Here is a 23,069-nt window from a genome sequence, read left to right as displayed (position 1 = left end):
CTGCCATGCGTAGCCATGATGTCCATTCGATTATCGATAATGCCCCGTTCAACCGCTTCCACTGGTTGATCGTGAGCCTGTGTGCCTTGCTGTTGATCTTTGACGGCTATGACTTGTTTATTTACGGCGTGGTTCTGCCGTCAATCATGCGCGAGTGGGGGCTGACGCCGTTGCAGGCTGGTGCCCTGGGCAGCTATGCGCTGTTCGGCATGATGTTCGGTGCGCTGATTTTCGGCACCCTGGCGGACCGTTTCGGGCGCAAGAAAGGCATCGTGTTCTGTTTCACCCTGTTCAGTCTGGCCACCGTGACCAATGGCTTTGCCAGCAGCCCAACCGAGTTCGGTATCTGCCGTTTCATCGCCGGGCTCGGCTGCGGCGGGTTGATGCCCAATGCGGCAGCGCTGATCAACGAATACGCGCCGAAGAAATTCCGCAGCACCCTGATGGCCTTCATGTTCAGCGGCTATTCCCTGGGCGGCATGCTCGCCGCCAGCGTTGGGATTTTCATGCTGCCGGCCTATGGTTGGCAGTCGATGTTTTTTGTGGCGGTGATTCCGCTGCTGCTGTTGCCACTGATTGTTTACTGGCTGCCTGAATCCATCGGCTTCCTGATCCGCCAGGGCCAACAAGACAAGGCTCGCGCGCTGCTTAATCGGTTGTCGCCAGGTACCAGGATCGAGGTCGAAGATGCGCTGGTGATCGCCGACAGCAAAGGTAAAGGCGCCTCGGTGGTGGAGCTGTTCCGCCATGGCCTGGCGGTGCGTACGGCGATGATCTGGGTCGCGTTTTTCTGTTGCCTGCTGATGGTCTATGCATTGAGTTCGTGGCTGCCCAAGCTGATGGCCGGCGCCGGTTACAGCCTGGGGTCGAGCCTGTCGTTCCTGATCGCGCTGAACCTGGGCGGCATGGCCGGGGCGCTGCTCGGCGGCCGTCTGGGCGACCGCCTGAACCTGGTGAAAGTTGTGATCTGCTTCTTCGCCGCCGCCATGGTTTCGATCAGCCTGCTGGGCATCAACAGCCCGATGCCGGTCCTGTACCTGCTGATCTTCGTCGCGGGTGCCACCACCATTGGTACGCAGATCCTGCTGTACGCGGGGGCTGCGCAGCTCTACGGCTTGTCGATTCGCGCCACAGGCCTGGGCTGGGCGTCCGGCATCGGTCGCAATGGCGCGATTGTCGGCCCGCTGTTAGGCGGCGCGCTGATGGCGATCGAACTGCCTCTGCAACTGAATTTCATGGCCTTCGCCATCCCCGGCGCGATTGCGGCGCTGGCAATGACGGTATTTGCCCTGAATGAGCGGCGCACCCGTATCGCCATGCCCGACGCCGTGGCGCTGTGACTGCCAAATGCTCATGGGCAATGGACTGAAAGGACGTGAGCATGGAGGTAGGGTTGATCGGCCGAACAGCCTGCCAGACGATCCCTAAAGACTGTCAGGGTCCCCAAAAAACATCTGAATCCGCGACCGCAACCACCGCTCCCCCGGATCATTGTCCTGCGACCCACGCCAGGCCATGTGCAGTTCAAACGAGCGCACCGGCAACGGTGGGTCTTCGGCGCGCAAGCCGCCGGCGGATGTCAGCGCTTCAGCCGCATAATCCGGTACGGTCGCGAGGATATCGGTGCCCGCCAGCAGGGTGCCCAAACCGTTGAACTGCGGCACGGCAAGCACCACATGGCGCTTGCGGTCGAGCTTTTCCAGCTCTTCATCGATAAACCCGCTCAAGTCACCGGCAAACGATACCAAGGCATGGGGGCGGGCGCAGAAGTCGTCCAGGCTCAGGGAGCCGGGCACGCTGTCGGCGCGCAGCAGTTTGGGCAGGCTGCGGCGCAACACTTTGCGCTTGGCGTTGGCCGGCAGGTCGGCGGTGTAGCTGACGCCGATGGAGATTTCGCCAGAGGCCAGCAGGCCCGGCATCAGGATGTAGTTGACGCGACGCACCACCAGCACGATGCCTGGGGCTTCAGCTCGCAGGCGTTTGAGCAGTTGAGGCAGTAGGGCGAATTCGACATCGTCGGACAGGCCGATGCGGAACACGGCGGTGCTGGTTGCCGGGTCGAACTCGGCGGCGCGGCTGACGGCGGTTGAGATTGAGTCGAGGGCCGGCGAGAGCAGGGCGAAGATTTCCACCGCTCGGGCCGATGGCTCCATGCTGCGCCCGGTGCGTACAAACAGCGGGTCGTCAAACAGACCACGCAGCCGCGACAATGCCGCGCTGATGGCTGGCTGGCCGAGAAAGAGTTTCTCGGCGGCACGGGTCACACTGCGCTCATGCATCAAGGTTTCGAATACGATCAAGAGGTTAAGGTCGACACGACGCAGGTCGTTACGGTTCATCTTGTGTCCTGGAAGAGTCAGCTAGCTTGACGTGAGCGGCCACATGGAAACGATGACCAGCATTAATCTTACGGGGAAAGGCTGGTACTCTGCACAGGATAATTGAGTTTTCCTACGATAGTTGGGGTCTATTCCTCAGGCGTGGAATCGATGACAGGCATGTCGACTATTAATGGCGACCTGTGGTCTTACCCGCAAAGCCCAGATAAAGTTCATGGCATTAGAGGTTACTTTGACGAGGTTTGCGATGTCCCGCACGATCCGTTTTCACAAGTTTGGTCCGGCCGAGGTGCTCAAATGCGAAGAGCATGCAGCCGCGCAGCCTGCACCGGGCGAAGTGCAGGTGCGTGTCGAGGCGATTGGCATCAGTTGGTATGACATTTTGTGGCGCCAGAACCTGGCGTCTTCCCACGCCCGTCTTCCATCTGGCCTTGGCCACGAGATGGCTGGGGTGGTCGTCGCCCTTGGCGAGGGCGTGGACGACTTGGTTGTGGGCGATAAGGTGGCCAGTTTTCCGGCCGAGAGCCCCAATGATTACCCGGTGTATGGCGAACAAATCGTCATGCCCCGTTCAGCCCTGACTCGCTACCCGGACGTGCTGAGCCCTATTGAAGCAAGCGTGCATTACACGCCGCTGTTGATTGCTTACTTTGCTTATATGGATCTGGCTCGGGTCAAACCGGGGCAATTTGCCCTGGTCACCGATGCGAGTCATTGCGCCGGCCCTTCCTTTGTCCAGCTGGGTAAGGCCCTGGGTGTGCGGGTAATTGCCGCAACCAAGGACAGCGCTGAGCGTGAGTACCTGCTGTCCCTCGGGGCCGAGAAGGTGATCGTCACCGAAGAGCAGGACCTGCTGATGCAAATCAACAAGTTCACCGACAACCGTGGCGTTGACGTGGTGTTCGATGGCTTGGGTGGCCCGCAGATGTCATTGCTCGGCGATGTGCTGGCGCCCCGTGGCAGCTTGGTGCTGTATGGCTTGCAGGGCGGCAACCAGACGCCATTCCCCGCGTGTGCGGCGTTCCAGAAGAACATTCAGTTCTTCGTGCACTGCATCGGTAATTTCACCGGTAAACCGGAGCTGGGCATCATTCAGGACCAGGTGGCATTGCAGCGTGCGTTGCGTGATATCAACCAACTCACCGCCGACCGCGTGCTGCTTCCACTGAAAACCACGGTGTTTCCGTTCAACCAGTTCGTGGAAGCGCACCGTTATATGGACGAATGCCCGTGCCGCGAGCGAGTTGCTTTGCAGGTTGCGGCTGTTTGAGCTGTAGGAGTATTCGTAAATGAGTGTTCCGGTGCCTGAGTGAATGGGGCAAATACGCCATTTGACAGGGCTTAACCCGCTCGCCCCAGAAGGTGCCGATTCGGCACTTTAGCCCCCAAATCCTGCTCTTCCTCCCTGACGCCGCGCTGAATCCCAGTGCGGCGTTGTTGTTTGTGCGTCCCGTACGCGACATCCCGCGCTCATCTGAACTGGTTTTAGGCGGGCTTCTGTATCTATTAATCATTATTCCAGCCTTGATAATTGCGTCTTCACTTTCATCTCAAGGATTGAGCAATGATTGAATCTATGAAAACTCTGCAGATACTTATTCGAACTATGAGTGTGGCGCGCACACGGGCTCGTGACGGAAGGAGCCTTCATAAGTCGTACCTGCCCTGCAAAAGGGAAAGTTGTTTGAGTCTATTTGTCGGACGCCTCTTTAAAAGGCTGATTAAAAATGTGTAGGAACTTGTCGGAAGAGTCCTAAGTCTAGTTTGTTTTTCTGGATTTCCCTTTAGATTCATTTGGTTATGGGTTTTTAAGGGTGAGGGATAAACCCCTGGCGATCCCTGTCGTTTTGTTGCGCGGTGCTAGTGTTTAATCATCGGCGCACAATGCGGTGCGCGATTTTCCTACACGCAAAATAGGTCGAGCAAACACTGTCAGCAGTTGCTTGAAACTGATATTTCAACTCAGGTAGTAGAACTATGAGCACTATTCACGAACAGGCTATGAATCATGTCTACCAGCAAGTTCTGCAACGTTTGATTGGGCACTTTACTCGCGCAGGCCGTACCGCCCTGCAGTTATTGGTGCAGCGAATCGTTGTCGCAGCAGGGGGCATGGAGCAGGTTGGGGATTTCAAAGTGCTGGTGGCCCATGGTGGCGGTGAAGTCAGCAGTTATTCCCTGGCATTGCTGCGCGCCGCCCAATTGACCATTGCCGGTCGGGCACCGCGTACCTTTCATCTCAGGGTCGCGACGTTACGGCACGCAGGCATGACCGAGGGCCAACTTGATACCCTCAATCGCGGCTACGGCCGGCTGTTTCTCCACGACGACCCGCGCGTGGAGTTATTGATGGTGGAAAATCGGGAAGTCCAGCCCTTCAACCACCTGCGCCCCGCGTCAGCGATCGGGCGGGAGGTCAGCCAGCGCAATATGTTGATGGTGGGCCACGTGAGTGCCGGAGACTGTCGCGCTACGTTGTGCAACGACACCTACTTGGCGGTCGGTGATTTTTACCAGCGCGTCACCACTTACAACGGCGGCGTCCATGCGCTGGTCAGCGGTGATTCACCGCGTAAGCAGAGTCAGTTTTTAGCCTGGTTCAAGCAAACTGCTCAAAGTGCGGGTATCGCTGTTCCCAAGAGCAGCTCGCTGTCGCTCAACGCGCTGTTTGCGCGCATGGACGAGTGCAGCACCGGTTACTACCGTGATGTATTCGGTGAGGAATACACCGCCAACGATAATCCCAGCAAGGCCGGGCACCGTCACTTGGCCTACATCGGCATCGCCGATCTGCTGGAAGATGTCGACATGGCGTCGGCCCCCTTGTTGACTGAGTTCATGGCTTACGTTCCAGACCCGCTGGGCTTTCACTTCAGCCATCCGGCCTATTCCAATCCGTTGCTGATGGCGCATCTGCGCGGGCTGCAGGCCGAGTTTCTGCATGAACTGGATTATGAAGACGGTGTCGACGGCTTTATCCAACAGGCCGATTCCTACATGCGTCGCCTGCGTATGCCCGAAGATGTGCTGGCTCAGGCCGGGACCCCTGAAGGGCGGATGCTGTCGAGCACCTACGCCCAGCAATTTTTTGGCCTGGATGAAACTCAGCTGATCTGCATGCTGTTCTCTCCCTTTCTTGATCACGGCCAGCGCTTGGAGGGTTACTTGCGCCAATGCCATCCGGGCATGCTGGTGGCACTGCCCGAATTGCACAAAGTCCTGCAAGGCAAGCCCTGCGCCGAGATGCTGCAGCAGTGGGTAATGGACACCAGCGGCTTGCCCTTGCCCTTGTTGCAGCATCTGTACCGCAAACGGCAGGTGGTCAGTGCGAAAGACGTACGTCAAGACGGTGCCGTCCAAAGTGCGGCTCAGGCCGTGCCATTGTTCGGTCGATGACGCTGCGTGGCGAGCGTCAGGCGGATTTCGCGTATCAGGCGGTCTATCGCTACATGATCAGTCTGATCAACGAAGTCAGCACCGACACCCGGGTAAAACTGCCGTCCCTGCGGCAGTTGGCCGGGCGCCTGAATGTGTCGATTTCGACGATTCAGTATGCCTATGCGCTGCTGGAGAAGGAGGGCAGGGTCTATTCGGTGGCCAAGTCCGGTTATTACGCCTGGCCAATGTCCGCAAACCCGATGCCGTGGGCGGGAGGGGATTTGCTCGACCGCTTGTACGCTGCCGCTCGGCGCCCTGGCATGGCGGTCTTCAGCGGTGACGAGCCGGCCTTGCTGGGAGCGCTGGATGAAACGCTGCTGCGACTGGAGCGGGAGTTGGTGCGCCAGTATCCGCCGCAGTTGCAGCCATGGTCCCAGCCATGTGGTGTGTGGGAGTTACGTGCGGCGCTGGCGGCACGGTATACCTCTTCAGCTACGCGCTGCTGGCATGCCGACGATGTGTATATCGGTGCCGACCTTCGCGGTGTGCTGGATATTCTGATCGAAGTGCTGGGCCTGCGGGGCACTACCGTCATCGTGGAGTCACCCTGTGATTGGGTGATCCTGCGGTTGTTGCAGGGCGCTGGGGTGCGCATCATCGAGTTGCCCTGGACGAAGGAGGGCGGTATTGACCGGAACACGTTGGCCAGACTGCTACGCGATGAGTCGGTGCAGTTGGTGTTGCTCTCGTCTTCGGTCAGCCTGCCGTCAGGGGTGGCTATGTCCATTGACGAGCGTCTTTACGTTGCACAACTGCTGGAACAACACGGTTGCTGGTTGCTGGAAAACGACACCTTCGGTGAGCTGGGTTTCGAAGCGCCGCACACGGCATTGCGCGAATTAGTGAACCCTGAGCGGCTGATTGTATTTTCTTCGTTCGAGAAGGTGCTTGGTTCTGAAGCTCCTTATGGGTATCTGCTGTCCCGACGCATGAGCAACGAGCTACAGCGCCAATTCTTGTTGCGCTCATTCCGCTTATCGTCGATCCGTCAGCGAGCGATTGCCCGCCTGTACCAAAGCGGGCGACTGGACCAGCACCTGCGCGTACTGCGCCAGCAGCTGAGCGAGCAGGCCGTGCAAATGAGTCAGCGCCTGGAGCAGCACTTGGGCGACCAGGTGACCTATCGAATGCCTGCCGCCGGTGCCGCCTTTTGGCTGGCCTCCAGCCGTGCGGTGGACATGCGTCAGGCATTCCAGCGGTTGCTGGGACGGCAGGTAGTGATCTCGCCCGGCGAGTTGTTCAGTGTCAGCGGGCTGCATCAACAAAACCTGCGCTTGAGTCACACCTTTCACGGGCAGCCTAATCTGGATATTGCACTGGCAGCGTTGAGTGACGCACTGCGGCAGGCGCAGACTGGGTGAAATTTCTCTTACGGTTGTAGGATCGATACCGTCGCGCCGTAGTCGAACTCTCAGTAAACTGCCATTTTTCCAGATCCTTCTATCCGAGGTTTATGCATGACAATCAGTCCTTTTGCGGGCAAACCGGCGCCGGCCCAGTTGCTGGTGGATATCCCGCGACTGGTTACGGCCTATTACACCGGCCAGCCTGATGCAGCGATCTCCACCCAACGTGTGGCCTTCGGTACTTCGGGGCACCGTGGTAGCTCCTTCGAGCTGAGCTTTAACGAATGGCACGTACTCGCCATCAGCCAGGCCATCTGCCTGTACCGCGAAGCCCAAGGCATCAACGGTCCACTGTTTGTCGGGCTAGACACCCATGCGCTGTCGACGCCTGCCGGCGCGAGCGCTTTGGAAGTCCTGGCGGCCAACGGCGTCCATGTAATGCTGGCGGAGGGTGATGAATACACGCCGACCCCGGCGATTTCCCACGCCATCATCTGCTACAACCGTGGCCGTACCAGCGGGCTGGCGGACGGCATCGTCATTACGCCGTCCCACAACCCGCCGCAAAGTGGTGGTTACAAGTACAACCCGCCCAATGGTGGCCCGGCTGATACCCACGTCACCAAGTGGATCGAAGCCAAAGCCAACGAGTTGCTGGCCAATAAGCTGGCCGGGGTCAAACGCATCACCCACGCCCAGGCACTCAAGGCTGACACCACCCATCGTCACGACTACCTCAACAGCTACGTGGCCGACTTGGTCAATGTGATCGACATGGACGCTATCCGCAGCGCTGATCTGCGCCTGGGCGTGGACCCATTGGGCGGAGCAGGAGTGCGCTATTGGTCGGCGATTGCCGAGCACTACCGCCTGAACCTGGACGTGGTGAACACTGAAGTCGATTCCACCTTCCGCTTCATGAGCGTCGACTGGGACGGCCAGATCCGCATGGATCCGTCCTCCAGCTACGCCATGCAGGGTTTGATCGGGCTCAAGGAGCGTTTCGACGTCGCTTTCGCCTGCGACCCGGACCACGACCGCCACGGTATTGTTACCCCGTCCGGCGGCCTGTTGGCGCCGAATAACTACCTGGCCGTGTCCATCGATTACCTGTTTCAGAACCGTCCCGACTGGCGCGCGGATGCAGCCGTGGGCAAGACCGTGGTCAGCAGCGGCCTGATTGATCGTGTGGCCGCGCGCATTGGCCGTCGGCTGTATGAAGTGCCGGTAGGCTTCAAGTGGTTTGCCGATGGCTTGTTTGAAGGGTCGCTGGGTTTTGGCGGCGAAGAAAGCGCCGGCGCGTCGTTCCTGCGCAAAGACGGTACGGTGTGGAGCACCGACAAAGACGGTCTGATCCCAGCGCTACTGGCTGCGGAAATGACCTCGCGCAAAGGCCAGGACCCGAGCCAGATCTACCGTGGCTTGACTGACGCCCTTGGCGAGCCGTTCGCCATTCGCGTCGACGCCAAGGCCACCCCGGCGCAGAAGGCCTTGCTGGGCAAGCTGTCCCCACAGCAGGTGACCTCCACCGAACTGGCTGGGGAAAGCATCCAGCAGATCCTCAGCCACGCGCCGGGCAACGATCAAGCCATTGGCGGTCTGAAAGTAATGACCGAAAACGGCTGGTTCGCCGCACGGCCATCGGGTACCGAAGACATCTACAAGATCTACGCAGAGAGCTTTATCGGCGAAGATCACCTCAAACAGCTGGTAGAAGAGGCCCAGGTACTGGTAGACGGCGCCATTTCCCAGTAACACCGAAAACCATGTGGGAGGGGACATTCCACCTCCCACATTTATCGGGATGAAGACTCAGCTCAGGCCAGATCGACCAGTACGATCTCGCTGTCTTCAATCGCCGTTACCCGCAACACCCGCTCATCTTCAATCGCAACACCGTCCCGCGCTTGCGCACGCAAGCCATTGACTTCAATCACTCCCGTGGCTGGCACCAGATAGGCACGGCGGCCACTGTCCAAGCGATACTCTGCCGTTTCCCCAGCTTTCAGGTTGGCTGCCACCAAGCGTGCATCAGCCCGAATGCGCAGGCTTTCGCTGTCACCGGCTTTGCCACTGGCCAGGGTGACAAACCCTTCGCGGTCACCTTTCGGAAATGGCTTTGCGCCCCAGGAGGGCGGCAAACCGGCCTCGTTCGGGATGATCCAGATTTGAAAAATCTTTGTCGGCGTCGCTTCCAGGTTGTATTCGCTATGGGCGATCCCAGTGCCTGCGCTCATAACCTGCACGTCGCCGGCTTCAGTCCGGCCCTTATTGCCCAGGTTGTCGGCGTGACTGATGGCGCCTTCGCGCACATAGGTGATGATTTCCATGTCACGGTGCGGATGCTGTGGAAAGCCCGTACCTGGCGCGATAATGTCGTCGTTCCACACGCGAAGGTTGCCCCAGTGCATGCGCTTGGGGTCGTGGTACTCGGCGAACGAGAAGTGGTGATGGGCATCAAGCCAGCCATGGTGGGCGCCGCCCAGCGAGTTGAAAGGTCGAAGTTCAAGCATGATCGTCTCCTGTTGATGGCGCTTATGATCCCGTAGGCCATGATCGATAAAAAGCGTAAAAAATGCCTGATTCCTATCAGGTAAAGCGATTGATTAGCGGTGTTTTGACTTTCACTTCATCGGCTAACTGCATGACAGCAAAGCAATTGCCTGGAACTGAGCGCCGATTCCGGCGACCATGGCGCACTTGTCACAAACCAGCTCACCGCAGGAGTCCGCGTGCCGCAACAAAAGCCTGATCTGCCCCCCGAACTGCTCCCATTGGCGCAAATGCCTCTGTTGAAACGCCTGGCTGCACGCCTGTTTGGCCATGGCTTGACCCGTTTGCGCGCACAGCACCGGTTTTCCTGGTTGCACGGTCAGGCCGATGGTTTTCGCAGCGGTCACGAAGCGGGTGTGGAGTATGGCTATCGTGAGGGCAAGGCCGATGGTATCGAGGAAGGTCGACAAGTCCTGTTGATACGCGACTTTCGTCCCGAAGAGCATCTTGCGCCCGGTGTCGATGACAGTTTGTTCGATGATTGGCGATTGCCCTTGACGGCGGACGTGAAGAAACGCATCAAGGCCGACGTGGCCCGCTTGCTGCCGGCCCATGCCCAGCCCAGTGCGGCGCAATGGAAGATGATCTTCAGTGACACGCCGTCCACCTCAGTGATCGCCGGGGCCGGTGCGGGTAAGTCCACCTCGCTGGTCCTGCGCATATTGTTGCTTACCCATTACCTGGGCTTTGAATTGAGTTCGATGACCGTGGTGACCTTCACCCGCGAGTCGCGCAAGGATTTCATCAACAAGCTTATGGATATTCTCAGCTTGTGGGGTCGACCGCTTGGCATGAAAGAAGCCCAGGCGGTAGTGCGCACCTTTCACTCGCGCATCCTGCCGATGGTCCGCAGCCTGCCGGGTTTTGAGCGCCTGCAAGCGTTTGAGAACCTTAGTTCAGGTTTCGAGGATGCCGACAGTAATCCGTTCGACCTGCGCATCAACGACGCCCAGCGCCAACAAATGAATGCCTGCTACCACCGACTTTACGGGCAGCACCCGCGCTTTCAAGCGTTGATCGCGCCCCTGGCTCGGCATGGCTTGCAGCTCAAGGAGCTGGAACGTGACCACCCGGATGTGCAAAAGCGCGTGGCGGTGACCGAACTGGCTGCTAAACGAGATGAAGAGCTGTGCGATGCAATCGAAGATCTATGGTTTCGCGCAGGTGCCTGGCCGATCAAGGGCATTGAGCCTAGTCGCCAGACCATTGAGATCAATGGCGCGCAGTTCCATTGCCATGGCTATATCCCTGAGCTGGACGCGTGGGTAGTACTGGGTTTCGATTCGCGGGAAAACGCCCAGCTCAGTCGGCCCAACGCCAAGCTGTCACTGCGTGCGGAGTGGGCAGTGAAGCGAACCTTGTTTCAAGCTTTCTGTCGTAAGCCTCTAATTTGGTTGGATAATTATGAATCATCCAAGCGCCTTTTAAGCAGCTTGGCTGGGGATGCGTCCTCCGGCCCCGGGTTTGATTACAAGGTTAAAGGTGAACTGGCTGGTGCCCCGTTGCTCGACAGTTTTGTCATGGCGGCCGGCTTTATTGAAAACCTTGGGGTGGATGTTCCGACCGCCGTGGGTCAGATGACTTTCGCCAAGGACGATCCGGACCGCTTCTTCTTCGAGGCGCTGAGCATTTTCTGGAAGGCCCTGGAAGACCATCTGCTTGACCAGTCACCGCCGATCATGACCTACAACCGCATGTTCTCGCTGTTCGGTGAAAACACTCCGGAAAACCTCAAGCTGCTCAGCGACCCGCTGTTACGGCCGCTGTCGCATCTGATGATCGATGAGTTCCAGGACGTGTCGCCGCAGATCGTCTCGTGGATCCGCGCCAGCCTGCGGGAAATCCGTAGCCGTGGCCCCGCGATGCACGTGGGCCGTGGTGCCCAGCATTCTTCGCTGTTGTGTGTGGGCGATGACTGGCAATCGATCTATGGCTGGCGGGGCAGTTCACCCAAGTATTTCATGGAGTTCAATCAGGAATTCCCGTCGCCGAGCACCACGCGGGTGATGCTGGGCGAGAATTACCGCAGCCACCAACACATTATCGATGCTGCCGAGCACATCGTGCGCACCGCGCCGGCGATCCCCGGAAAGAAGGCAAAAGCCAGCGGCGCGCCCAAGGCGTTGCAGCCGGTCAAGGTGCTGGAGCGTGACGACGCGGCGCTGGGCCGTCAGTTGCTGGAGCATTATCAGAAGGGCGAGTCGGTATTAATGCTGTATCGAAAAAGTAGCGATAAGTTACTGATTCAAGAGCATATTCAGTCTGTAGTTAATGTGGATTCTAGCTTGCCGATTCAAGCTCGCAGGCTGAAACAGTTGACCTATCACAGTGCCAAAGGCTTACAGGCGGACGCCGTATTCCTGCTTGGGGATTGCCAACACCTCACCCGTTCCCCCTACAAAAACCAGGTCTATCGCATGGCCGGTCTGGGCAAGTCTGGCGACAGCGAACCCTATGACACGGCACAAAAAGACGAAGCGCTGCGCCTGGCTTACGTCGGCATTACCCGGGCGGTCAGCCATTGCTATTGGTATGTGGAGAAGCCCGAAGGCCAGGCCGTGAATATGCCGAAGGCCTCGGAGCATGTAGATGGAAAGAAAGCGTTTTTTGACGATCAGCGCGGCTGATGGCTGATGGCTCAGGCCCGCAGTGACAGCGGTGGCACAAACGACGCCAGTTCATCCTCCACCGCCTCGATAATCCGCTCTACGTCAGCGGCATTCATGACCGTGGCACAAGGGATGCCGGCGATGGCAATCAGGGTTTCGCCGCTGACGCGGTCAAACAGGCGGGCGATCATGCTGCCGGGCGCGTCCATGCTGCCCTCGAAGCCCATTGGATGAAAATGCCAGCGCATCAGCTGGCAGGCGTTGGGGAACGTCACTTTATTCATGTTGCCCACCTTGTTCATTGAGCGCTTCCTTTAGCTCGCGGCAGGGGGCCATGACCGTCACTGGTCTTGGCGTTGTAGAGCTTAAAAATAGCATTCGCTCTTAACTGGAGGTGACTTTTTTCCTCCCGTTCGGCGGTTGTTTTCCTAACGGTTGATGTGGGTCATGTCCTGCTCAGAAATGGGCAAGTGGCCATTAGTCCGAAGTTGCACCTGGCCATTGAACGCACCACCGAATTTCGGCAATCTCCACGGTTTTCCCGCTGCAGAGCTCACCATGCCTGACATCGCTCCCGACGATGATTGCCTGCATACCCAAGCCACGGGCGACCTGGTATTACGCCATCACCTGTGCTGGCGCCATCGCGATCTGGACGGGGTGATGTCCTACTACCACCCGGACATCCAGTACCACGACTTTTTCCAGAACCGAGTAGTCGGTTACGCCGAGCTGCGCGATTACCTGCAAGCCAGCATGCCACGCGAAGCTGACGAAGCAATTGAACACACCGACCGCATCCGCGCTGACGGCGATACCGCCTTTATTCAGTACCGCATCACCCTGCGTGGTGGCCATGGGCTGGTGTCATTCCGTACCAGCGAGGCCATCACCGTGCGCGATGGGCTGATCTGGCGCGTCAATGAATACGCGTCACTGGTGCACGAACAACCGTCCCAGGCCCAACGCCCCAGCGTCAGCCGCCTGGGCCTGTCGCCCCAGCAATTGGGGCATATGGCCAATGACCTGCAGCAGTATTTCGAGCACAAGCAGCCTTATCTGGACCCGGAACTGGACCTGCAGCGAGTCGCCAAGGAGTGCGGTTACAGCCGCAATCAGATTTCCTACCTGCTCAACCAAGTGCTGGGTCAAAGCTTCTATCGCTACGTCAACCAGGCGCGCCTGCAGCATTTGCTCGCCGCGCTGGATAACGCGCGCCCGCCGATCAAGGTAGACGACCTGGCCTTTGCCGCCGGTTTCAATTCGCTGTCGGCGTTCTACAGTGCCTTCCGCCAGCACACCGGCCAGTCGCCCAAGGCCTACGTCAAACAAATTTCCCTGCGTGCACGCGCGCAAGACAACGAATAACCGCCGGCCCTAGGATCAGCCCCATCGAAACGTGGTTGGGGAGCTTGGCATGCCGGCATGGCGCAACATCAGTTTATGGATGGACCAACTGGACGACCCGCTGGTGGCGCGGCCGACCCTGGAATACGACTTGGACGTCGATGTGGCGATTATCGGCGCCGGCTACACCGGGCTTTGGACCGCCTACTACCTCAAACGCCAGGCGCCCGAGCTGAAGATTGCGATTATCGAGGCTCAAACTGCCGGCTTCGGTGCATCGGGCCGCAACGGCGGCTGGCTGATGGGCAACCTGCTGGGCGAAGATCGCCTGCTGGCCGGCCTGGCACCTGAACAACGCCGGGCCTCATTCGACCTGCTGCACAGCATTCCGGATGAAGTCGCCCAGGTGTTGGCCCGCGAAGGCATCGACTGCGACTACCGTAAGGGCGGCGCGCTGTACTGCGCGGCCCGTTACCCCGAGCAGGAGAGCAGCCTGCGTGCCTACCTGGACAAGCTCTACGCCCAAGGCCTCACCGAAGCCGATTATCGCTGGCTGACCCCACAGCAGTTGGCCGAACAGATCCGCATTGCCAAACCCTATGGCGGTATCTATGCACCTCACGTCGCCACGATCCACCCGGCCAAGCTAGTGCGCGGCCTGGCGCGGGCAGTGGAGCGCATGGGCGTTACGATTTACGAAAAAAGTCCGGTCACCCAGTGGCAGTCCGGCAGCCTGTGCACTGATAAGGCCAGTGTCCGCGCCGCTTGGGTAGTGCCCGCCGTCGAGGGTTACGCGAACACTTTGCCGCCGTTGGGCCGCTACCAGTTGCCGGTGCAAAGCCTGATCGTCGCCACCGAGCCGCTGCCCGCCAGCACCTGGGACGAGATTGGCCTGCGCCACGGCCAGGCATTTGGCGAAAGTAGCCGTCAGGTCACTTATGGTCAGCGCACGGCAGACAACCGACTGGTGTTCGGGGCCCGCGGCGGTTACCAGTTCGCCGGCAAACTTCGCCACAACTTCGATTTGACCGATAGCGAAGTGGAGCTACGTCGCTATCTGTTCGGCGAACTCTTCCCACAGCTCAAGAACGTGCGGATTACCCATTCGTGGGGCGGCAACCTTGGTATGTCGCGCAATTTTCGACCGCACATGCTCTGTGATCACACCACCGGCATCGCGCTGTCCGGCGGTTATGGCGGGGAGGGCGTTGGAGCCACCAACCTGGGTGGCCGCACTCTGGCGGATTTGATCCTCCGTCGCGACACGCCACTGACCTATCAACCTTGGGTGATCCGCGAGCGCGGCCTTGATGCGCTCAAGGCCTGGGAACCGGAACCCTGCCGTTGGCTGGGTTACAACGCGATCATTCGCAGTTTTGTCCATGAAGACCAAGTCCTGGCGAACCCCAACACCGCCCCTTGGCGCCGCAAGCTGGCGACCGGCTTGGCCGGACTCATGGAAGGGTTCATGCACTGAGTCGTTTCACTTACACGGGAAAAACCCATGAGCATCACGCACTTCAAAGACACGCTGAATGCCCACCTGCCGGACTCGTCACCCGTGGCCGTGCCCCTGGGCGAGCCGATTGCGGTGGCCTCGACCTTGAGCGTAGAGCGCAGCGACGGCGTCGAAACCGGCATCTGGGCATGCACGCCGGGTCGTTGGCGTCGCCAGATCAAATCCCAGGAGTTTTGCCACTTTATCCAGGGCCGCTGCACCTTCACCCCCGACAACGGTGAAATCGTCCACATACAAGCCGGCGACGCACTGATGTTGCCCGCCAACAGCACCGGAATCTGGGATATCCAGGAAACCGTGCGCAAGACCTACGTACTGATTCTGTAACGCTTTGATCCTTGATCGCCTGCCATAAAAACAGCCCTAAAACCGCCAGGAAATCGAACCATGAAAGCCATTGCCCTGTTGCCCTTGATGTTGGTGGCCTCTATCAGCCAGGCCGCCGAGACGGTGAAAATCTACAACTGGTCCAGCTACATTGCGCCAGACACCACGAAGAACTTCCAGAAGCAGACCGGGATCGGTTTCAGCTACGACGTGTACGACAGCAACGAAACCCTCGACGGCAAGCTCATGACCGGCAACTCGGGTTACGACGTGGTGTTTCCGTCCAACCATTTCATGGCCCGGCAGATCCAGGGCGGCGCCCTCAAAAAGCTCGACAAGAGCCAGTTGCCCAACTGGAAAAACCTCAACCCGGTGCTGCTCAAAACTCTGGAAAACAACGATCCGGGTAATGCCCATGGCTTCCCGTACCTGTGGGGCAGCACCGGCATCGGCTACAACATCGACAAGGTCAAGGCCGTGCTGGGGGATAACGCCCCGGTGGACTCCTGGGACTTGATCTTCAAGCCCGAATACATGGAAAAACTCAGCAAGTGCGGCGTAGCCATCCTCGACAATGGCCCGGAGCTGTTGCCTATCGCCCTCAATTACCTGGGTTTGCCGCCCCACAGCAAGGAGCCCGAAGACTACAAAAAGGCCGAGGCCTTGCTGATGAAAGTGCGGCCTTACGTGGCGTATTTCCATTCCTCGAAATACACCGGCGACCTGGCCAACGGCGACATCTGCGTGGCCGTCGGCTTCTCCGGCGATGTGCTGCAAGCCGAGAGTCGCGCCAAGGAAGCCAAGAACGGCGTGAAAATCGGTTACCAGATCCCCAAGGAAGGCGCCGCTATCTGGTTCGACATGGTGGCCATGCCTGCGGATGCCCCCGATGAAAAGGCTGGCTACGCGTTCATGAACTACCTGCTTGAGCCCCAAGTGATGGCGGACATTACTAACTCCGTGCATTACGCCAATGGCAACAGCGCTGCGGACAGCCTGGTCGATCCAGAGATCAAGGCGGACACCAAGATCTACCCAAGCGAAGCCATGATGGGCAAGTTGTTCGCGCTGGAATCAATGCCGCTGAATATCGACCGGATTCGCACGCGGGTGTGGAATACGATTCGTATGGGCCGCTGATCAAACGCTGTCGAGTACTGCAAAATATATTTGAAAGTGTTGCTGGTCTACGAAGCGTGGCCAGCAACGTTCAGTTGAATTATTAGGCTAAGGGATGTTTTGCTGTTTTCCGGAAACGACAGGAAAAACAGTTCGAGTGGGAAGAGAGGTATCAGTGTGAGAAGTTCTCGTCCGCAATTCACGAAGCTTCTTTATTGATCATTACATGAAAAGGTACCTCATATGTCTTCAGTACAAAGTTTGCCAAATGGCGGAACGTGGACTCGTCCCGAAAACAGCCTTCCTGTATTGCGTGGCACAGACGCTCGCGAACGCCTGAACGCCAGGCCCGACGAGGCTTCGGTGCTTGTCGGTGGCGGGGGCAGTGACCAGTTGGTGGGCGCGCGAGGTGCGAATACCTTCAAGTACGAACACTTCACAGACTCTACGAGCAATGATCCGGATACTATTTTCAACTTCAATCCAAGGGAGGATAAAGTTGATTTGTCTGACATGGTAAAGAATAACAAGATAAAGATAATTCATATTCGGCCTCGCGCACCCGCTGAAGTAGGCGATGTACAGTTAAAGCACAGCCCTTTTGGTTGGAGTACGCTGGATATGAAAGTCAATGCGCAGGGGCCTAACTTCTCCATCCGTATTGATAATGTAAAGTTGTTGGCCGATCACGTTAAATTCTTTAGTTAAATCCACTCACCGCAAAATGGTCAGGCAGCGTGTGCTGCCCGGCCGTTTTACGTCGATATCGCTCTACGGATTTTCCAGATCATGCCCCAGCGACTGGATAAATAACGAAAACAGCTCCGGCTGCGATGAGATATCCAGCTTTGCGTACAAATGCCGACGGTGCACTTTCACCGTGTCCGGCGAGATATTCAGGCGTTCAGCCATGGCCTTAGAGGAAAACCCGCGCAGCACCAGACGGGCGATTTCCAGCTCTCGGTCCGACAGCACGCCACAGCCGAACTGGCTCAAGGCATCCCTGATCTGGCTGTCCATGGCTGGGGCGCGCTGGGTGCTTTGCTGCCAATGCTGCTGCATCAGCGGCAGTACCCAGGCCGCCATCATCGTCATCAGTCCAGTGTCTTCTGCACTGAACCGCCGCTGCATCCCCAGCGACAGTGACAATGTCCCCATCCCCGGCAGTTGCAGGATCAATTGCACCTCGTCTTCCAGCACGTTGTCATGGAAGTAATTGAGGAAGTATTCACTCTGTCGGAAATGGTCCGGCGCCACTTCTTCCAGGCGGTATACACCGCTGGAGTACCCTTCGCGACACGCCTGGAAAAACGGATCGAGCAAATACAGGCCATTGAGGTACGTCAGCATCGACGCCGGTTTGCTGCTGGGCTGAGCGTCGTATTCCTCAAGGGCTTGGGGCGCGCCCTCCAACGGGTAGAAAATCGCCAACGCGTTATCGAAGGGCAGGCATTGGTGCAACAACAGCACCAACTGTTTCCAGAAACCCTGGGTACCGATGTGCGCGACGGTACGGCCCAAGCCAGCGTGCATGCCGACCTCACGGAACAGGCTCATATCACAGGCTCCCGCCAGCAAAAGATCGCTCAAGGGTTCGGCTTTTGCCGGGAACCGTCAAGGGGAGTACGCCAATAGGGGAATTGGCTGACAAGCTCCTGGGCGATAACGTCTTCATCATCCAACGGGAAACATATCCCGAAAAACATCATTTTTCGTTTCTGCCTCACACCAAGAACAACGACAGAGGATAACGATATGAGCACTTCCCCCACGCCTGACGGCGTGTTGAAACCTACCCTTAGCGTTTTCGATGTAGTGGCCATCACCGTTTCCGCAGTGACGCCGGCCAGTTCCGTGTTTGTGATCGCGCCCTTTGCCATCCAGCAGGCGGGCAGTGGTGTGTTCCTGGCGTTTGTGATGGCCGGCCTGCTCGCGCTGATGTTCGCGTTTTGTTATGCCGAACTGGGTCGCGCCCACAACAGTGCCGGTGGTGAATATGTGTACGCCAAGCGTGTGTTCGGTGGCATGGCTGGCTATGCGACCTTTCTCACGGTGCTGGTGATGTTGCTATTCATCCCGCCGGTATTGGCCACCGGGGCCGCGACCTATCTCAACAACGCTTTGGGTACGACGTTCGACTCGCAAACCGTCGCCCTGGTGATTGTGGTGTGCAGCTACGCCCTGGGCATTCTCAATATCAAGCTCAATGCCTGGATTACCGGCACCTGTTTGCTGCTGGAAGTGGCAGCGCTACTGGTGATCGTATTTATCGGGTTTGGTAACCCGGTGCAGCCGGCGAGTGTGTTGTTCCAGCCCCAGATCGTCGAAAACGGCGTGCTGCATCTCGCGCCGTGGGCCTTGGTGATCGGTGCGGTGGGCATAGGTTTGTTTTCCTACAATGGCTACGGCCCCGCAGTGCTGCTGGCCGAAGACATGAAGTGCGGCGGCAAAGGCGTGCACAAGGCCGTGTTGTGGTCCCTGGGCTTGGTGGTGGTGATCGAACTGGTGCCGATCACCGCACTGCTGATCGGCGCGCCGTCCCTGAGCGCAATGATCAGCAGCCCAGACCCCATTGGCTACTTGCTCACCAGCCACGGCAATGAAACCTTGTCGCGCTTGGTCAGTGCCGGGATCTTCCTCTCGGTGTTCAACGCGATTGTCGCCATCGTGATCCAGATCGGCCGCGTGGTATTCAGCAGCGGGCGCGATGCGCTGTGGACGCCGACCATCAACACACTATTCACCCGCATTCACCCGCGCTGGGATTCGCCCTGGTTGGCGACGCTGTTCCTGGCGATCCCTTCGGCGCTGCTCAGCTTCAGTTCCAACCTGGCGGACCTCACCTCATTCAGCGTGTTGCTGATCATGCTGGTGTACCTGGTAGTGGCGTTGAGCGCGTTGATGAGCCGCGTGTTGCTGCGCGACCGCGAACACCCGTATCGCATGCCGCTGTGGCCGTTGCCGGCGTTGTTGGCTGTCATCGGTGCAGGTTACTTGCTGGTGACCTTGATCTATGCGGCGTCTGTGCGCGACATCATGATCATCCTCGGCTTGCTGGCCTTGTCGGTGATTTTCTATTGCATCAGCGGCCGGTCGAGTCCGGTCTTCCAGAAATTGTAAGGAGCGGTTATGCGCGCACGTCAATTGGGCATCACTTTGGGGCTGGGCACACCCGGTGAGTTGAATGCCATCACCGATGTACCGGGCGTGCGGGTGGGCCACAGTACCCTCAACACCCGTATCGACGGCAAGCAAGTGCGCACCGGTGTGACGGTGATCCAGCCGCGCGCCGGGGAAGCGCGCCAGCAACCCTGCTTCGCCGGCTACCACGTGCTCAATGGCAATGGCGATGCAACGGGCCTGGAGTGGATCAGTGAAGCAGGGCTGCTGACCACACCGCTGGCCATCACCAACACCCACAGCATCGGCATTGTGCGCGACACCTTGATCGCCCTGGAGCGCGAGCGCCTCGCGGACCCGGCGGTGTACTGGTGCATGCCGGTGGTGATGGAGACCTACGACGGCCTGCTCAACGATATCTGGGGCCAACATGTGAAACCCGAACATGTGCGCGAAGCCGTCGTCAACGCCGAAGCCGGTCCGGTACAAGAGGGCGCGGTGGGTGGCGGCACCGGAATGATCTGCCATGAATTCAAGGGCGGTATCGGCACGGCGTCGCGGCGTTTGCCGGCGGAGCAGGGCGGTTGGACCGTCGGCGTGCTGGTCCAGGCCAACCATGGCAAGCGCCAGGAGCTGCGGGTGGATGGCTATCCGGTGGGACGCCGGTTGATGGACATCCCATCGCCCTTCACCGAGCGTGGTACACCGGGCATGGGCTCCATTGTGGTGATCCTGGCCACCGACGCGCCGTTGCTGCCGCATCAATGCCAGCGTCTGGCGCAACGCGCCTCCATCGGCATCGCCCGTACCGGCGGCGGCACCGAAGATTCCAGTGGCGATCTGTTCCTGGCTTTCGCCACTGGGAACCAGGACCTGCCTGCCGCGGATTACGGCCGCAAGGGCCTGCCGTTCAGCAGTGCGTTGCAGATGGTCAATAACGACCACATTTCGCCGCTGTTCAGCGCCGCAGCAGAGGCGGTGGAAGAGGCAATCATCAACGCCATTCTGGCGGGTGAAACCATGAACACCGACGATGGCGTGCAAGTTCCGGGTTTGATGGGCGAGACGCTGTTACAGGCATTACACGATACGGGGTGGAGTGTGTCCCGGTAATGGGGGACAACGCCTATTATTAGTTGAAGTAATGGCTGTTTAATGTTGCCAATGACACCGTGGCAATATAGTGGATCCAATTATTAACTGTGCCGCTCAACTTGAGCGGCATCGGTGCTATTTAATATTTAAATACGTGCCCGCTGCTTTTTGTCGGACAAAACCAAGTTGCCCCAATAAACCCGGCACAAAAGTTTCACTAGTTGGCAGTTTGCTACTTTTTTACGGCGGAAATAGATGTAGACGAAAGATTTCAAGTTGTGTCAGTTTTCTTACGCCTTCAAAAGAGGCGAGTGATAGGACGATCTCGCCCGCGGGGTTCCTATCGATCAAAGACTGATGCACTTGCAAACAAGGAAGTACGTTTATGTCCAAAGTAAAAGACAAGGCTATCGTGTCGGCGGCGCAAGCCAGCACCGCTTACTCGCAAATCGATAGCTTCAGCCATCTGTATGACCGTGGCGGCAACCTCACGATCAACGGCAAACCGTCCTACACCGTCGACCAGGCCGCCACCCAGCTGCTGCGCGACGGCGCCGCGTACCGGGACTTTGACGGCAACGGCAAGATCGACCTGACCTACACCTTCCTGACCTCGGCGTCGTCGAGCACCATGAACAAACATGGCATCTCGGGCTTCAGCCAGTTCAACGCCCAGCAGAAAGCACAGGCCGCACTGGCCATGCAATCCTGGTCTGACGTGGCCAACGTCACCTTCACCGAGAAAGCCACCGGCGGTGACGGCCACATGACATTCGGCAACTACAGCAGCGGCCAGGATGGCGCAGCGGCCTTCGCCTACCTGCCCGGCACCGGTGCAGGCTACGACGGCACCTCGTGGTACCTGACCAACAACAGCTACACGCCTAACAAGACTCCGGACCTGAACAACTACGGCCGGCAGACCCTGACCCACGAAATCGGCCACACCCTCGGCCTGGCTCACCCTGGCGACTACAACGCCGGCGAAGGCGCGCCGACTTACAAAGACGCGACCTATGGACAGGACACGCGCGGCTACAGCCTCATGAGTTACTGGAGCGAGAGCAACACCAACCAGAACTTCAGCAAAGGCGGCGTCGAGGCCTACGCTTCCGGCCCGCTGATCGACGACATCGCAGCAATCCAGAAGCTATACGGCGCCAACTACAACACACGCGCCGGCGACACCACCTACGGCTTTAATTCCAACACCGGGCGTGATTTCCTCAGCGCTACCTCCAACGCCGACAAGCTGGTGTTCTCGGTGTGGGACGGTGGCGGCAACGACACCCTGGACTTCTCCGGTTTCACTCAGAACCAGAAGATCAACCTCAATGAAGCCTCGTTCTCCGACGTAGGCGGCCTGGTGGGCAACGTGTCCATCGCCAAGGGCGTGACGGTCGAAAACGCCTTCGGTGGTGCGGGTAATGACCTGATCATCGGCAACAACGCCGCCAACATTATCAAGGGTGGGGCCGGCAACGACCTGATCTACGGTGCTGGCGGTGCGGACCAACTGTGGGGCGGCGCCGGCAATGACACCTTTGTGTTCGGTGCCAGTTCCGACTCCAAGCCAGGGGCGGCGGACAAGATCTTTGACTTCACCTCGGGTTCGGACAAGATCGACCTCAGCGGCATCACCAAAGGTGCTGGCCTGACCTTCGTCAACGCGTTCACCGGGCATGCCGGCGACGCGGTATTGACCTACGCAGCCGGTACCAATCTGGGTACGTTGGCCGTCGACTTCTCCGGGCACGGCGTGGCGGATTTCCTCGTCACCACCGTAGGCCAGGCAGCCGTCAGCGACATCGTGGCGTGATACAAAGGCGCGGCGTCTCGGCGTCGCGCCTCCAGGATGGAGCGTGAAGATGCAGCGTTTTTTCAACTTTATCGCCTGCGTATTGCAGGTGATGTTCGTGTCGGCAGGAGCCCACGCAATGGCGAGCAGTCTTGTTTTACCTTCCAGCGCTCAATTGGCCGGGCATTGGCAACTGCACCAGCAGGATCAGGTGTGCGCCCTCGACCTGCTCGAACAGGCCAACGCGTTGAGCGGTGATGTGGCCTGTGCCGCCCAATGGCTGGGCGACACCCCCCTGACCTGGTCGCCCACTCCGGACGGTATCTGGCTATTCAATGCCGAAGGCAGCGGCATCACTCATTTGAATCGCCAGAAAGACGGGGAGTATCAAGCCCGCACCCAGGCGGGCGTCGTGGTTGAATTAAAACGAATGCCTTAGTTATCGCTATAACTTTATAA

The 23,069-nt window shown here is 58.6% G+C and carries 19 protein-coding genes; 15 read left to right on the top strand and 4 right to left on the bottom strand.

What is annotated here, in order from left to right; all coding sequences use genetic code 11:
* The first annotated feature begins 5 nt into the window (after nt 1-5).
* Nucleotides 6-1,340, top strand: coding sequence for an MFS transporter (locus ACKZ62_RS14875; RefSeq protein WP_447095438.1), 1,335 nt, complete (start codon nt 6-8; stop codon nt 1,338-1,340).
* Nucleotides 1,341-1,424: 84 nt separating this feature from the next.
* Here the strand turns inward: ACKZ62_RS14875 and ACKZ62_RS14870 are convergent, their stop codons facing one another.
* Nucleotides 1,425-2,339: a LysR family transcriptional regulator gene (locus ACKZ62_RS14870; protein ID WP_028616088.1), complete on the bottom strand. Its 915-nt coding sequence runs from the start codon at nt 2,337-2,339 to the stop codon at nt 1,425-1,427.
* A gap of 247 nt (nt 2,340-2,586) precedes the next feature.
* Here ACKZ62_RS14870 and ACKZ62_RS14865 point away from each other — a divergent pair, with 247 nt between their 5' ends.
* The 4 genes from ACKZ62_RS14865 (at nt 2,587) to pgm (ending at nt 8,878) form a co-directional block, all read left to right on the top strand.
* A complete protein-coding gene (locus tag ACKZ62_RS14865; protein WP_032891466.1) occupies nt 2,587-3,609 on the top strand; it encodes a zinc-dependent alcohol dehydrogenase family protein in 1,023 nt (340 codons plus the stop codon).
* Nucleotides 3,610-4,316: 707 nt separating this feature from the next.
* The gene (locus ACKZ62_RS14860; protein WP_447095437.1) at nt 4,317-5,735 is read left to right on the top strand and encodes a hypothetical protein; all 1,419 of its coding nucleotides are present in this window, start codon (nt 4,317-4,319) and stop codon (nt 5,733-5,735) included.
* On the top strand, nt 5,732-7,138 hold the full coding sequence (locus ACKZ62_RS14855; protein ID WP_032891468.1) for an aminotransferase-like domain-containing protein: 1,407 nt from the start codon (nt 5,732-5,734) through the stop codon (nt 7,136-7,138). Before ACKZ62_RS14860 ends, ACKZ62_RS14855 begins: the two co-directional genes overlap by 4 nt.
* Before the next feature lie 96 nt (nt 7,139-7,234).
* Nucleotides 7,235-8,878 (top strand): phosphoglucomutase (alpha-D-glucose-1,6-bisphosphate-dependent), encoded by a 1,644-nt coding sequence (pgm, locus tag ACKZ62_RS14850; protein WP_032891469.1) that lies wholly within the window; start codon nt 7,235-7,237, stop codon nt 8,876-8,878.
* A gap of 62 nt (nt 8,879-8,940) precedes the next feature.
* Here pgm and ACKZ62_RS14845 read toward each other — a convergent pair whose 3' ends face one another.
* Nucleotides 8,941-9,636 carry a pirin family protein gene (locus ACKZ62_RS14845; RefSeq protein ID WP_095184810.1) on the bottom strand — a complete coding sequence of 232 codons (696 nt, stop codon included), beginning with the start codon at nt 9,634-9,636 and terminating at the stop codon, nt 8,941-8,943.
* A gap of 219 nt (nt 9,637-9,855) precedes the next feature.
* On the opposite strand from ACKZ62_RS14845, the gene ACKZ62_RS14840 reads away from it, so the two are divergent.
* Nucleotides 9,856-12,303, top strand: a complete 2,448-nt coding sequence (locus tag ACKZ62_RS14840) for a UvrD-helicase domain-containing protein (RefSeq protein WP_447095436.1) — start codon at nt 9,856-9,858, stop codon at nt 12,301-12,303.
* Nucleotides 12,304-12,314: 11 nt separating this feature from the next.
* Here the strand turns inward: ACKZ62_RS14840 and ACKZ62_RS14835 are convergent, their stop codons facing one another.
* Nucleotides 12,315-12,587 (bottom strand): DUF1652 domain-containing protein, encoded by a 273-nt coding sequence (locus ACKZ62_RS14835; protein ID WP_032891472.1) that lies wholly within the window; start codon nt 12,585-12,587, stop codon nt 12,315-12,317.
* A gap of 256 nt (nt 12,588-12,843) precedes the next feature.
* On the opposite strand from ACKZ62_RS14835, the gene ACKZ62_RS14830 reads away from it, so the two are divergent.
* The 5 genes from ACKZ62_RS14830 to ACKZ62_RS14810 all read left to right on the top strand — a co-directional run bounded on the left by ACKZ62_RS14830 (nt 12,844) and on the right by ACKZ62_RS14810 (nt 17,305).
* Nucleotides 12,844-13,653 carry a helix-turn-helix transcriptional regulator gene (locus ACKZ62_RS14830; protein ID WP_095184808.1) on the top strand — a complete coding sequence of 270 codons (810 nt, stop codon included), beginning with the start codon at nt 12,844-12,846 and terminating at the stop codon, nt 13,651-13,653.
* 49 nt (nt 13,654-13,702) lie between these two features.
* Entirely contained in the window at nt 13,703-15,109 is a 1,407-nt protein-coding gene (locus ACKZ62_RS14825) for an NAD(P)/FAD-dependent oxidoreductase (RefSeq protein ID WP_447095435.1), read from the top strand.
* Between the two features lie 27 nt (nt 15,110-15,136).
* Complete coding sequence (locus ACKZ62_RS14820; RefSeq protein ID WP_032891477.1) at nt 15,137-15,478, top strand: cupin domain-containing protein; 342 nt, start codon at nt 15,137-15,139, stop codon at nt 15,476-15,478.
* 60 nt (nt 15,479-15,538) lie between these two features.
* On the top strand, nt 15,539-16,618 hold the full coding sequence (locus tag ACKZ62_RS14815) for a polyamine ABC transporter substrate-binding protein (RefSeq protein ID WP_447095434.1): 1,080 nt from the start codon (nt 15,539-15,541) through the stop codon (nt 16,616-16,618).
* 222 nt (nt 16,619-16,840) lie between these two features.
* Entirely contained in the window at nt 16,841-17,305 is a 465-nt protein-coding gene (locus ACKZ62_RS14810) for a M10 family metallopeptidase C-terminal domain-containing protein (protein WP_122757294.1), read from the top strand.
* Nucleotides 17,306-17,368: 63 nt separating this feature from the next.
* On the opposite strand, the gene ACKZ62_RS14805 is transcribed toward ACKZ62_RS14810, so the two are convergent.
* Nucleotides 17,369-18,154, bottom strand: a complete 786-nt coding sequence (locus ACKZ62_RS14805; protein WP_032891481.1) for a helix-turn-helix transcriptional regulator — start codon at nt 18,152-18,154, stop codon at nt 17,369-17,371.
* A 198-nt stretch (nt 18,155-18,352) separates the two neighbouring features.
* On the opposite strand from ACKZ62_RS14805, the gene ACKZ62_RS14800 reads away from it, so the two are divergent.
* The 4 genes from ACKZ62_RS14800 to ACKZ62_RS14785 all read left to right on the top strand — a co-directional run bounded on the left by ACKZ62_RS14800 (nt 18,353) and on the right by ACKZ62_RS14785 (nt 23,049).
* Entirely contained in the window at nt 18,353-19,717 is a 1,365-nt protein-coding gene (locus ACKZ62_RS14800) for an APC family permease (RefSeq protein ID WP_032891482.1), read from the top strand.
* A gap of 9 nt (nt 19,718-19,726) precedes the next feature.
* Nucleotides 19,727-20,830, top strand: coding sequence for a DmpA family aminopeptidase (locus ACKZ62_RS14795; protein WP_179178994.1), 1,104 nt, complete (start codon nt 19,727-19,729; stop codon nt 20,828-20,830).
* Between the two features lie 367 nt (nt 20,831-21,197).
* Nucleotides 21,198-22,631 (top strand): serralysin family metalloprotease, encoded by a 1,434-nt coding sequence (locus ACKZ62_RS14790; protein WP_032891484.1) that lies wholly within the window; start codon nt 21,198-21,200, stop codon nt 22,629-22,631.
* Between the two features lie 49 nt (nt 22,632-22,680).
* Nucleotides 22,681-23,049 (top strand): AprI/Inh family metalloprotease inhibitor, encoded by a 369-nt coding sequence (locus ACKZ62_RS14785; RefSeq protein WP_032891485.1) that lies wholly within the window; start codon nt 22,681-22,683, stop codon nt 23,047-23,049.
* Nucleotides 23,050-23,069 lie beyond the last annotated feature (20 nt).

The sequence above is a fragment of the Pseudomonas sivasensis genome (genome assembly GCF_052938085.1).
This window is presented reverse-complemented; position numbering and strand designations above follow the sequence as displayed.

Excerpts from the sequence above, each read along its gene's own strand:
- ACKZ62_RS14875 (WP_447095438.1), top strand. The coding sequence starts at position 6 with ATGCGTAGCCATGATGTCCATTCGATTATCGATAATGCCCCGTTCAAC.
- ACKZ62_RS14870 (WP_028616088.1), bottom strand. The coding sequence starts at position 2,339 with ATGAACCGTAACGACCTGCGTCGTGTCGACCTTAACCTCTTGATCGTA.
- ACKZ62_RS14865 (WP_032891466.1), top strand. The coding sequence starts at position 2,587 with ATGTCCCGCACGATCCGTTTTCACAAGTTTGGTCCGGCCGAGGTGCTC.
- ACKZ62_RS14860 (WP_447095437.1), top strand. The coding sequence starts at position 4,317 with ATGAGCACTATTCACGAACAGGCTATGAATCATGTCTACCAGCAAGTT.
- ACKZ62_RS14855 (WP_032891468.1), top strand. The coding sequence starts at position 5,732 with ATGACGCTGCGTGGCGAGCGTCAGGCGGATTTCGCGTATCAGGCGGTC.
- pgm (WP_032891469.1), top strand. The coding sequence starts at position 7,235 with ATGACAATCAGTCCTTTTGCGGGCAAACCGGCGCCGGCCCAGTTGCTG.
- ACKZ62_RS14845 (WP_095184810.1), bottom strand. The coding sequence starts at position 9,636 with ATGCTTGAACTTCGACCTTTCAACTCGCTGGGCGGCGCCCACCATGGC.
- ACKZ62_RS14835 (WP_032891472.1), bottom strand. The coding sequence starts at position 12,587 with ATGAACAAGGTGGGCAACATGAATAAAGTGACGTTCCCCAACGCCTGC.
- ACKZ62_RS14830 (WP_095184808.1), top strand. The coding sequence starts at position 12,844 with ATGCCTGACATCGCTCCCGACGATGATTGCCTGCATACCCAAGCCACG.
- ACKZ62_RS14825 (WP_447095435.1), top strand. The coding sequence starts at position 13,703 with ATGCCGGCATGGCGCAACATCAGTTTATGGATGGACCAACTGGACGAC.
- ACKZ62_RS14820 (WP_032891477.1), top strand. The coding sequence starts at position 15,137 with ATGAGCATCACGCACTTCAAAGACACGCTGAATGCCCACCTGCCGGAC.
- ACKZ62_RS14815 (WP_447095434.1), top strand. The coding sequence starts at position 15,539 with ATGAAAGCCATTGCCCTGTTGCCCTTGATGTTGGTGGCCTCTATCAGC.
- ACKZ62_RS14810 (WP_122757294.1), top strand. The coding sequence starts at position 16,841 with ATGTCTTCAGTACAAAGTTTGCCAAATGGCGGAACGTGGACTCGTCCC.
- ACKZ62_RS14805 (WP_032891481.1), bottom strand. The coding sequence starts at position 18,154 with ATGAGCCTGTTCCGTGAGGTCGGCATGCACGCTGGCTTGGGCCGTACC.
- ACKZ62_RS14800 (WP_032891482.1), top strand. The coding sequence starts at position 18,353 with ATGAGCACTTCCCCCACGCCTGACGGCGTGTTGAAACCTACCCTTAGC.
- ACKZ62_RS14795 (WP_179178994.1), top strand. The coding sequence starts at position 19,727 with ATGCGCGCACGTCAATTGGGCATCACTTTGGGGCTGGGCACACCCGGT.
- ACKZ62_RS14790 (WP_032891484.1), top strand. The coding sequence starts at position 21,198 with ATGTCCAAAGTAAAAGACAAGGCTATCGTGTCGGCGGCGCAAGCCAGC.
- ACKZ62_RS14785 (WP_032891485.1), top strand. The coding sequence starts at position 22,681 with ATGCAGCGTTTTTTCAACTTTATCGCCTGCGTATTGCAGGTGATGTTC.